The 10564-nt window shown below is 41.7% G+C and carries 7 protein-coding genes and 1 pseudogene; 4 read left to right on the forward strand and 4 right to left on the reverse strand.

The genetic code is table 11. From position 1 onward, the window contains the following. Positions 1-59: 59 nt before the first annotated feature. A pseudogene (locus ATS71_RS13345) lies at positions 60-1641 on the reverse strand (cell surface protein). Positions 1642-1811: 170 nt separating this feature from the next. Continuing rightward, the gene (dgt, locus tag ATS71_RS13350) at positions 1812-3278 is read right to left on the reverse strand and encodes a dGTPase (protein ID WP_058405269.1); all 1467 of its coding nucleotides are present in this window, start codon (positions 3276-3278) and stop codon (positions 1812-1814) included. Between the two features lie 191 nt (positions 3279-3469). Here dgt and ATS71_RS13355 point away from each other — a divergent pair, with 191 nt between their 5' ends. Then, on the forward strand, positions 3470-4693 hold the full coding sequence (locus ATS71_RS13355; protein ID WP_058405270.1) for an alkaline phosphatase family protein: 1224 nt from the start codon (positions 3470-3472) through the stop codon (positions 4691-4693). 150 nt (positions 4694-4843) lie between these two features. Here the strand turns inward: ATS71_RS13355 and ATS71_RS13360 are convergent, their stop codons facing one another. Both ATS71_RS13360 and ATS71_RS13365 read right to left on the reverse strand, forming a co-directional pair. Next, a complete protein-coding gene (locus tag ATS71_RS13360) occupies positions 4844-5587 on the reverse strand; it encodes a zinc-dependent metalloprotease family protein (RefSeq protein ID WP_006793508.1) in 744 nt (247 codons plus the stop codon). A 159-nt stretch (positions 5588-5746) separates the two neighbouring features. Continuing rightward, complete coding sequence (locus tag ATS71_RS13365) at positions 5747-6445, reverse strand: hypothetical protein (protein ID WP_058405271.1); 699 nt, start codon at positions 6443-6445, stop codon at positions 5747-5749. 354 nt (positions 6446-6799) lie between these two features. Here ATS71_RS13365 and ATS71_RS13370 point away from each other — a divergent pair, with 354 nt between their 5' ends. The 3 genes from ATS71_RS13370 to ATS71_RS13380 all read left to right on the forward strand — a co-directional run bounded on the left by ATS71_RS13370 (position 6800) and on the right by ATS71_RS13380 (position 10264). Continuing rightward, positions 6800-7957 (forward strand): benzoate/H(+) symporter BenE family transporter, encoded by a 1158-nt coding sequence (locus tag ATS71_RS13370; RefSeq protein WP_058405272.1) that lies wholly within the window; start codon positions 6800-6802, stop codon positions 7955-7957. Between the two features lie 812 nt (positions 7958-8769). Further along, positions 8770-9069 carry a helix-turn-helix domain-containing protein gene (locus ATS71_RS13375; protein WP_058405273.1) on the forward strand — a complete coding sequence of 100 codons (300 nt, stop codon included), beginning with the start codon at positions 8770-8772 and terminating at the stop codon, positions 9067-9069. Next, complete coding sequence (locus tag ATS71_RS13380; RefSeq protein ID WP_058405274.1) at positions 9059-10264, forward strand: type II toxin-antitoxin system HipA family toxin; 1206 nt, start codon at positions 9059-9061, stop codon at positions 10262-10264. Before ATS71_RS13375 ends, ATS71_RS13380 begins: the two co-directional genes overlap by 11 nt. Positions 10265-10564: the final 300 nt, after the last annotated feature.

Below are 10564 nucleotides of genomic sequence, written 5' to 3' on the forward strand. Positions count from 1 at the left end.
CTCTTTGTGAATCATTGGCTTTTAAAACTGCAATGTACAAAGGGAAGTGAGTGAGGTTGCTACTCTTTTGTTTGTAACTTTTTGGCGCGTTCTTCTGCGTCTATTAATGCTTGTGATTTAGGGGCGCGTTGTTTTTCTTCTATTTTAGGTTTTTCGGCTGAGTTTGGGTCCCAGCTTGCATCAAGCGATAGGTTGGCAAACGGGTTGCTGTTATCTGCTTTTTTAGGCTCAGGTGCCGCCTCTGTAAGGTCGGGTTTTGTTTCAGATGTTTTTTCTGGCGCTGGTGGCTTGGGCATTGTTTGTGCCGGCTCTATATTGCGTGGTTTTTTCTTTTTACCGGGTAGTGGTGCATTAGGGTCGAACGTACGTACTTCGGGCTCTTTAAAGTCGTGTTCGGTTTTAATTGCAGGCGCATCTGATTCGGGTTTATCTAAAGTAGTAGGTTTACTTGTTGGCAGTGGCTCAGGTGTTTGCGCTGCTGGTTTTTCTGTGTGTGTTATGGGCTCTTTATTGTTTTCGACCGGCGTTACTGGTGCCGGCTCTGGTTTTACAGGCTCTGGTTTCACTGGGCTGTGCTTGCGTTGTTTTTTGACAGGTTTAGCATCTGGATCAAAGTCGCGCACTTGGGGTTCGTTAAAGCTGCTGGCGTTTTTAATACGCGCTAATGTGGTTTTGGCTGCGGCTTCAAACTCGGCGGTATTAGGTTGTGGTTTTTCTTCGCTTGGTGTTTCATTTTTAATTGGGTCATTAACGGGCGCTGTTGGTTCGGCTGTTTCGGTTTCGGTGGCTAATTGCTCTGTAGGTGCCGGTGTATTATGTGTGGTTTTTGGTTGCTGTAGCGCTGGTGTTACTTCGGTTGGTTGTTTTTCAACGGTTTGTGTATTTTGCATTTGCGTATTTGCTGTTGTAACGGCGGCGTTAGCATTGCTTTGCTTTGCGCGGCGCAAACGAATAATCACCATTGCGCCAATAAGCACAACCAGTACTAATACAAAACTTGGTAATAATAACGAACTAGGTTGCTCGCGCGCTGGTTGCGGGGCAATCACTGGCGCAGGCTTTATCACCGGCGCGACTGTTGGTTCTGGGTTTTGTATAACGGGTGCAGCTTGCTCTGTTGTTTTAATTGGCGCTGCTTCTTGTGTTTTTTTTGATGCTTGTTCAGGTTTTAGCGTGGCAACTGGCTCTGCAAGCGTTTGGTCGTTAGCTGTGTTTTTAGGCTCGTTTGCTTCAACGGGGGTTGTTTGTGTAGGCTCTATATCAATGGTTACTTCGCTTGCATTAGCATCAATCATGTCGCTAATTTGCTGCTTTTGTTCATCAGTTAAGTTAAGCGTTTTTTCGTCTATTAGCCCCAATAACCGGAGCGGGTTGCACACTGTTTGGTTGTGGCTGACTTACTATTACACTGGGTTCTGGCTCTTTTACTAAAGGTTTAGCTTGAGTAAGTACTTGCTTAGGTTTGTTGCAATTTTTTTTGTAATCACGCGCCGCTTTACGGTATTTTTCGCTTGTTTTGTTATTACTGTATTGCTGTACTTCTTGCTTTATAAGTATGCACATTGCTTCGTTATAAGCAGCGCTGTTAACACTATAAAATAAGGCAAAACAAAGCGTCAGGCGTGTGAGTAAAGTGGTCATAAGGGTGGTTAGCGTTTAATCATTAATAAGTTGATTTTAAGCGTAAAATTAAAAATTATCTAGGGGAGCCTTACGCTTAATAGCGAGCCAATAAGGCAAAGCTCAATTCGTTTTAATGTTATCGCTTAAACAGCGGTTGTTAAGTGGCGCTAAGTAGGCGCCATTTTGTATTAGCTTATTACCATAAGGCTGCGGTATTCGTCGTAAGCAAATTGGTCGGTCATACCGCTAATATAATCTTGAATTAGCCGGCATCGGTAATAAAACTCGTAGGCTGCAAAGTGGTCGGGCTCTTCTTGCATGGCGTCTATGGCATGTTGATAGCTATTTAAATGCTTTTTAGAGAGCTTTTTAACAAGTCTTGATTCGATGAGTAGGCGTTTGTCGCCATTCAGGGCGCGTTTAAAGTCGTCGCTTGTTAGTTGCAGTAGCGGTTTGTAGCTGTCGAGTAGGCCGTTAATGATTCTGTAGCCTTGTAGCTCAAGTTTTTCTACTTCTTTATCTGAAAACACATGCGCCAGGGCAACTTGTTTAAGCGTTTGTGTTACGGCGTGCAAGTGGCTTCGGTCTTCTAGTAGGGCGTGGTTAAAGTCGCCGTGATAAATGGGTTCTATGTTTTCTATAAACCGTTTGGCTGCATGGTTAACTAACGGGTGCAGTAGGGCAACACGCAGGTATATAAAAAATTCACTATTAAAGTTATACGGTTGTGCTTTGCCACGCTCGAGTGCGTAGTCTACTGCTTTGCTAACAAAGTCTTGGTGGTCTGTGTCGTCAATGGTTAGATTTATAAGTACTTTTTGATAGTGATTTTTAAGTACAGTGCACAGTAGCTCAATGGTTATTATGCCTTTTTCTACGGCGTCTTCTATATCGGCTAGGCAGTACGATATATCGTCCGCGGCTTCCATTATGTAACTGGCCGGATGGCGGCAGTATGGCTCTATGGTTAATTCGTTTTGTAATGCCTCTATAAAGGCTTTTTCGCTGTAGTAGTAGCCTACTTTTTTCATTAAGTAGTTTTTATTTTGGGGTATGTCTTTTATATCAAGCCCTGCTGGGCGGGTGTATTTTAAAATACCAGCACTTTGGCTGTAAGTTAGGTTTAGGGTTTGCAATGAATGAATAATACGAATGCCTTGGGCATTGCCTTCAAAGTTGCAAATGTCTTGCGCTAAGTGCTTAAAAATAACACCAATGCCGGTATTTGGCTCGCGGCATCGCTCGGGGGTAACACTGGCTAAATTAGTATTAAACCAGTGGTTTATTGCGGCTTCGCCAAAGTGCCCAAAAGGTGGATTGCCAATGTCGTGCATTAGGCAGGCCATTTCTACTAGGCTTTCGAGCGGGCGCTCTAGGTCGGTTAAACCAAAGTCTGTTTGTTGTTGGTAGCTTAAGTTGGCAAAAATACGCTGTACAATAAAGCGGCCAACTTGTTGAACTTCAAGCGAGTGAGTTAGCCTTGAACGCACTGCGGCATTTCGCTCTAGCGGAAATACTTGTGTTTTTTGTTGTAAGCGACGAATAGCGGCGCTGTTCATTATGCGACCACGGTCGCTTTCAAGCGCCATTTGTAAATTAGAGGTGGTTCGGTACATGCGCGCGGGGGTTATTTTTTTACTAAAGTCGATAGTCATCGGTGTCCTTATTTGGTGTTGACGACTGGCAAAGTAAGTGCGCGGTGTCATTCTTTTTTAATACTTACTTGTTAATATATACACCTAGACGAGTTAGGTACAGGTGCTTGTATCATTTAAGGCCTTGCAATTGTATTATAAAGCTATATTTTTCAGTATTTAACGCATTTTAATGTAGGCGAGTATTTATAATGAAGTATGTGTTTTTAAAGGTAATGATATTGGCATCTTTGGTGCTTACTAGTCATTTAGCGTTTGCGGCAAAAGAGCAAACCGTAGTGCTTGTGTCGATTGACGGTTTTAGATGGGATTACATTGAAAAACACGGGGCACCTAATTTAAAAGCCATGGCAGAAAAAGGCGTAAGGGCACAAAAGTTAATACCGGTTTACCCCACTAAAACGTTTCCTAATCATATTTCTATTGTGACTGGGTTATTGCCCGTAAATCACGGCATTGTTGATAACAAATTTTGCGACAAAGCGCGTAATAACGAATGTTACAGTATGGGCAAAGCATTAGGCGACAGCACGTGGGTAAAGGGTATTCCGTTATGGAATTTAGCTAAAATGCAGGGGCTTAAGTCGGCGGCGTATTTTTGGCCTGAGTCGGATGCACGTTTTAATGGTATGACCCCCGACTATTTTTATCATTATTCTAAACACAGTGAATACCAAGGCCGTGTTGATCAAATTATTCAGTGGTTAAGCTTACCCAAAGCGCAGCGCCCTCGCTTTGTTGCGAGTTATTTTACGTTAGTAGATAGCATGGGGCACGAATTTGGCCCCGACGCACCGCAAACACGCGATGCAGTTAAACAGCTCGATACGTTAATGGGGCAGTTGCAAGCGCGTTTAAATAAATTAGAACAAGATGTGAATTTAGTGATTGTGTCGGACCATGGTATGGCGGTTGTTGACCCTAATAAAAGCATTTTACTAAACACGTTACCTAGCGATGACGGTTTTATAGTTAAAAACACGGGGCCTCGCTTACTTATATATGCAAAGCCTGAAACCAGTGCAGCCGACATAGCCAATTATAAAGCGCGTTTGCGCGATGCGGCTAATGGCCGCTATACAGTGTTAACCGATGAGCAGTTGGCTGGGTATCATTATAATAAAGGGAGCCGTGTGGGCGATATTATTGCACAAACTAACGCGCCGGCTGTGTTTACAAGTAAGGGTAAATCGACGTATGTTGGCACACATGGTTATGCTTACACAGACGACATGGCGGCCACGTTTATTGCCACTGGGCCTGCGTTTAAACAAGGTGTTAGCCTTGAAAAAGTAAATAACCTCGACATTTACCCGGTGCTTGCAAAAGTGATGGGCTTAAAGCTATTAAATAAAGTAGATGGCGATGGTAAAACGTTAATGCCGGCTATTAGGCAAAAGGTGGTTGTGCATTAAAAAGAGCGCATAACGCGCTCCAAAGAGACTAATACCAATCCGCAATAATACTTGATCATTTTTAGGGGCTAAAATAGATCACTTAATTAAACGGATTGGAATAACAAAATAACGTAAGCGGGCTAATAAATCGGCCCGCTTTTTATTAACTTACTTAAAGTTAGCAATACTTGTTTTTGTTGCCGTTACAGTACGAATTGCGTATGCCTGATTTGTAATACCGTAAGGAATACCGTTTACGCTCCAATTTGGGTTAGAGAAGTAATCGTACTGAGTTGCACTACCAAATACTTGTGGGTACGCCATGATACTTGCAAATTCATTTTGTACACCGTGGCCCATGCCGTCTGTATAAACACCACCCGACGTATCACCTTGCTTACGTGAATGCGCTAAACCTTGGTTATGACCTAGCTCGTGCACAAATGTGCTTGCGCCACAGTCAATCGCCGTGATTGAGTACATACGATCGCTCATTGAGCTGTAAAGGTTACCATTTGTACCTTGACCAACCCATGCTAAACCACATGAAATTAAGCCAGCACCTGCACTTTGACCCATACCCAGTACTGCGACCATATCGGCTTTCCAACCTGTACGTAGGTTATCTACGTAGCTGCTGTTTGTTACTGCATTAAGCCAATCTTCAGACGGTGTAATTGCGTAGTCGCCTAAGTTTTGCGAACCCACTAAACGTAATGTGATATCTACACCATTTTGGCTGTAAACTTGATTACTAAACGCAATAAGCTGGTTAATTTTTGTATTAATATTGCTGGTTGCTGCAGCCGATTGGTCGGTATATAAAATACCAATATCGATTGTTTCTGCTTGTGCTGTGCTTGCAGCGCACAATGCAGCGGCTACTGCCGTTTTAATGATTACATTCTTCATTGTTGTATTTCCTTACTCTTGTAGTGGTTAATATAGTTATTATTAAATTTTGCTTAAGCATAACGAGCACACTTAAGCAGCCATTTAATGGGGCTTAATATAAAAAATTAGGTACTAGTAATCCGCGATAGCTCTTAATTAAGCGGGCGGAATAGGTGGTTAGCCGTCGGTTTTAGGGGCAAACATATCGGCAGCGCTATCGGTTTTTGGTTGTGGGGCACTCACGTTGTGCTCAATATGACTTTTATATAAATCGCGTTTAGCTGCTATCCAGCCGTACTGGCCTTTGCTTTCAAATACGTAGTTACCAGAAGGCGCGGTAAATTGGCCGTAAATAGCGTCTTTTCCAACAGTAAGTACCGTGTTGTGCATACGTCCGTCAGCGCCAAGTACTTTTCCAAAAATGCTTCTGTCGCCATTGGCCGACTCAATAACGTTAGTGACTTCGGCGGTGTAAGTTTCGGTTGTTTGTGGAATAGCTAGGTCAAAATTTTCGCCTGTTTTAAGTGCTTGTAAACTGGCTAGATCAAACTCTATGTAGGCTTCGTTATTAAGATCGGTAGGCAGCACCTTGGCATCGGTAAGTACTGCTTTTGCACGATCAGACAAGCGGTTCACCGCGTCAAAGCTTTCAAAAGGGGCTGTTTGCTCTATTTTTGGCGTTGCTTTTATCGGATCTTTGCTCATATCAATAGGCGCTGGTGCTTTGGTTGTGCGTGTTTTTTGCAGATCAATAGGTACAAAATCGATTGCGATTGGGGCAATAGGCTCCTCGGCTTTATTGGTCTCAATTACTACTTTGTAAATGGCGAATGCGAGTACCGCAGTAGCAACGGCAGCAATGATTAAACGCTTCATTTGTTTCTCTTTTGGTGTTTTTGGTTAACTATTTGTTACTTTTTATACTAAGTGAGTGATTAGATCAAGTTTGCTTGTGTAGTATTAATGTATTGGTTTTTTGTTTTTTAAGTTATTGTTAAGTAATGCTTAGGTTGTTTTTAGTACATTTTAGGTATTGCTTTTTGTAGGTTTTATGGGGCCTGTGGCGCTTTTATAGGTACTTGTTTGTTTTTTAAAGTGCAATAATTTGAAGGTGTAAAATTTTTTAAAATAAAAATGAAAATAATTCACGATTCTTACACTAATAGCCAATTGCAATGTGAAATTGAGCAACGTATGTTGTTTGCATAAAAATAAATGCAAGAGGGACTTATGACGTTTTCAGATCAATTACTTAACCGAGTAACAGCTGGATTAGTGGCAGTGATTATTGGTTTTGCAAGTTCTATTGCATTAATTTATCAGGTTGTGATCACCCTTGGCGGAACGCCCGATTTAGTAGCGAGCTGGATTTTAATGCTAGGTTTAGTAATGGGAACAACCTCAATTGGATTATCGTACTATTACAAAGTTCCTGTTTTAATTGCATGGTCGACCACCGGAGCCGCATTACTTATATCAAGCGCACAGGGGTATAACTTGAATGAAGCCATTGGGGCATTTATGTTTGCCGCGTTGTTGGTTTTTTTGTCGGGGATTACGGGTTGGTTTGAAAAAATAATGAACCGAATACCCAGTGAGCTTGCCTGTGCTATGTTGGCCGGTGTGCTGGTTACTTTTGGTATAGATGTATTTAATTTTATGAACGATATGCCCTTAGTTATAGGGCTAATGGTGTTGGTTTATTTTGTGGGTAAGCGCTTTTTTGCGCGCTTTGCGATGTTAAGTGTATTAATTGTTGGTGTGTTATTAGCGTGGCAATTTGGCTACATAGATACCAGCGCGTTACAGTGGAAAATGAGCCACTTTACCTATATTGCCCCTTCGTTTAATGTACAAGCCTGTATAAGCATTGGTTTACCTTTATATATTGTGACCATGACGTCTCAAAATTTGCCTGGTATTGCGGTATTAAAGGCACACAATTATGAGGCGCCTATTTCGTCATCGCTTAATGTTACGGGGCTGGTGAATGTGCTTTGTGCGCCGTTTGGGGCGTATTCAATTAATTTAGCCGCGATTACGGCGGCTATTTGTATGAGTGATGAGGCCGATATAAACCCGGATAAACGCTATTGGGCAAGTATTGCGGGCGGTGTGTTTTATATTTTAATGGCGTTGTGTGCTGCAACTTTAGTGGGGTTGGTGGCAAGTTTACCGCAAGCACTTATTTTAGCTTTGGCGGGCATAGCTTTGTTTGGCACTATTGCTAATAGTTTGCAGCAGGCGTTAACGGGTTCGCAATATACTGAGGCTGCAATAGTGACGTTTTTGGTGACGGCGTCTGATTTAACGCTGTTTTCAGTAGGTTCTGCTTTTTGGGGAATTATTGCAGGAGTGTGTACCGTGATGATCACTCGTAAGGGTTAATGATGTTGGGGTTTAGGTAAAATAGCAGCGCCTCTAATCTTTTTTTGAGTAATGGGCTTTTAAGACCGTAATGCACAAAGAGAAGTGAATGAGGAGTAAATGAGCAGCCAAAGTGACAGGGTAAGTGATCTTTTATCACCACAGAGCACACCGAGGCGCTTCGCGCTACACAGAGTTAAAAAATATTGGTTTGGTCACTTCTCGGTGGTAAGTTAGTTACTTTTATAACCCTTAAAGGCATTGCTTTTAAACGAAAGCAAAGCACTTCTACAGGTAAATTTAGCCTATTTGTGATTAATTCGCTTTAAGACCGTAATGCACAAAGAGAAGCGAATGAGGAGTAAATGAGCAACCAAAGTGACAGGATTAAGTGATCTTTTATTACCACAGAGCACACCGAGGCGCTTCGCGCTACACAGAGTTAAAAAGATTGGTTTGGTCACTTCTCCTGGTCTTCTCCTTCACTTCTTGGTGGTGAAACAATCACTTTTATACCCCTTAAAAGCGTTGCTTTTAAACGCAAGCAAGCTGCGTGTCTACCAGTAAATTTAACCTCTTTGTGAGTCATTGGCTTTTAAAATCTTAATGCACAAATAGAACAAAATGAGGAGTAAATGAGTAACAAAAGTAAGTGGGCTTAAGTTATTTGCTTTCGCGTTAGTAAGTTTAAGGTCTGGCCAATGAAAGGTACGAGGCTGTTTCGTTGAGCGTTGTTTTAAACCTGCTTTGAATCAATTTAAAGCATCTTGCAAACAATTTAAATACTGCTAAAGTAATCATTATCATGTTAATGACTGACTAAGTGTGCATATATGAGATCTGAGCAAGCGTTAAAATTGGCGAATCGATTGGGTGATTTAATTCGTCAGCACCGCACTTTGCATTATACCCAAAGTACGTTTGCTAAAATGATAGGTGTATCTCGCTCAACGGTGCAAAAACTTGAGCAAGGTGAGGTGGTAAAAAGCGATATATTGTTTGAGGCTTTAGTTGCGCTTCAGTTACAAGGTTCGTTGTTAGACGAGGTTAATGAGTTAGTTGCAGATGCGGGTGGTTATAATGCAAGGCAACGCAAAGGCCGTAAAACTCAGGAGGTTAATGATGACTTCTGAGGCTTATGTTTTTATTGATGGTTTGGAAGACCCCCCTATTATTTGTGGTTTTTTTAAGCTAAATACACAAACAGGTCGAGGTGAGTTTAATTACGGTAAAAGTTACCTTGCACGGCCAGATGCGTTTGCTCTTGATCCGGTGCACTTACCGTTAAAGCCTGGCATTGTTAGTTATTCGGCGAATAAAGGTATATTTGGCGTCTTAAGTGACGCCGGCGCGGACTCTTGGGGCCGTAAGCTTATATTATCATTACATAATACTAGGCCAAAAAATGAGCTTGAGTTTTTACTAGCTGGGTCTGGGTATGGTGTGGGCGCTTTGGTTTTTAGTTTGTCGCGCAGTGCATCAAAGCATAAAACTAATAAAAATACGTTAGCCGATTTAGCGTTTTTAGATCAAGCTAAAGACGATTTACTCGCTGATAAGGCTATCTCACTCGAGGCAAAAAAAGCCTTTGAGTTTGGTCAAAGTATGGGTGGTGCAAGGCCTAAAACATCAGTAAAAATTGGTGATAAACTTTACTTGGCAAAATTTAATCGTCAAGATGATTTGTTCAATTTAGTTAGGGCTGAGCATGGGGCTATGTGTATGGCTAATGAATTGGGTATTCGTACTGCAAATACCTGTATTCATGAAACAGAAAATGGTGACGTGTTGTTAGTTGAACGTTTTGATGTAAGTGATGGCTTGCCAACTCATCATTTTTTGAGCGCTAATAGCTTGCTACAAACACCTAAAGTCGCGTTAAGCGATTTAGCAACTTACTATAGTTACGCTGAATTGGCTGAGTTTATTCGCCACCACACAGGTGAATTTGCTGATGATGCTACTGAGCTGTTTAGGCGAATGGTATTTAACGTATTTATAGGTAATGCAGATGACCACAGCCGTAACCATGCATTTTTGTATAATTTTCTTGAGCAAGCGTGGCGCATGAGCCCTGCTTACGATATTACTCCAATTAATAACTCAAAGCAGCATGGCTTAGGGCTTGGTGATGATGGCCGCTATGCGAGTATCGATAATATTCTGTCGCAAGCTAAACGCTTTGGTTTAAATAATGCTCAGGCAAAAAAGATTATTACTGAGATTGAGTGTTATGTTCGCCAATGGCCGGCTCATTTCAAGCGCTTCGCTAATATTAGTGAGGCTGATATAAAGCGCTTAGAAAGTGTAATACCTTCTATAACCTAATAAGGAATGATTGAAAGAGCGAAGCTAGTGTTTAGTTTTTCATGTGCGTTGAGCTTGCTGATGTTAGAAGTAAAGTTTTCCGTTATTAAACACAATCACTTCTCTAAAAGCGCAGCGGCTCTTGACCTCTTTGTGATTAATTCGCTTTAAGACCGTAATGCACAAAGAGAAGCGAATGAGGAGTAAATAGCAACTAAAGTAACAGGCGGTATTTTAGTTTGTTTTTGTAGACGTAGAGCTTGCTCACGTTAGAAGCGGCAGCTTCTTGTTATTTAAAATAAATATCACCACAGAGTACAC

It is taken from the genome of Pseudoalteromonas sp. H71 (assembly GCF_001468485.1).
Taxonomy (GTDB): domain Bacteria; phylum Pseudomonadota; class Gammaproteobacteria; order Enterobacterales; family Alteromonadaceae; genus Pseudoalteromonas.

Excerpts from the sequence above, each read along its gene's own strand:
- ATS71_RS13360 (WP_006793508.1), bottom strand. The coding sequence starts at position 5,587 with ATGAAGAATGTAATCATTAAAACGGCAGTAGCCGCTGCATTGTGCGCT.
- ATS71_RS13375 (WP_058405273.1), top strand. The coding sequence starts at position 8,770 with ATGAGATCTGAGCAAGCGTTAAAATTGGCGAATCGATTGGGTGATTTA.
- dgt (WP_058405269.1), bottom strand. The coding sequence starts at position 3,278 with ATGACTATCGACTTTAGTAAAAAAATAACCCCCGCGCGCATGTACCGA.
- ATS71_RS13365 (WP_058405271.1), bottom strand. The coding sequence starts at position 6,445 with ATGAAGCGTTTAATCATTGCTGCCGTTGCTACTGCGGTACTCGCATTC.
- ATS71_RS13370 (WP_058405272.1), top strand. The coding sequence starts at position 6,800 with ATGACGTTTTCAGATCAATTACTTAACCGAGTAACAGCTGGATTAGTG.
- ATS71_RS13380 (WP_058405274.1), top strand. The coding sequence starts at position 9,059 with ATGACTTCTGAGGCTTATGTTTTTATTGATGGTTTGGAAGACCCCCCT.
- ATS71_RS13355 (WP_058405270.1), top strand. The coding sequence starts at position 3,470 with ATGAAGTATGTGTTTTTAAAGGTAATGATATTGGCATCTTTGGTGCTT.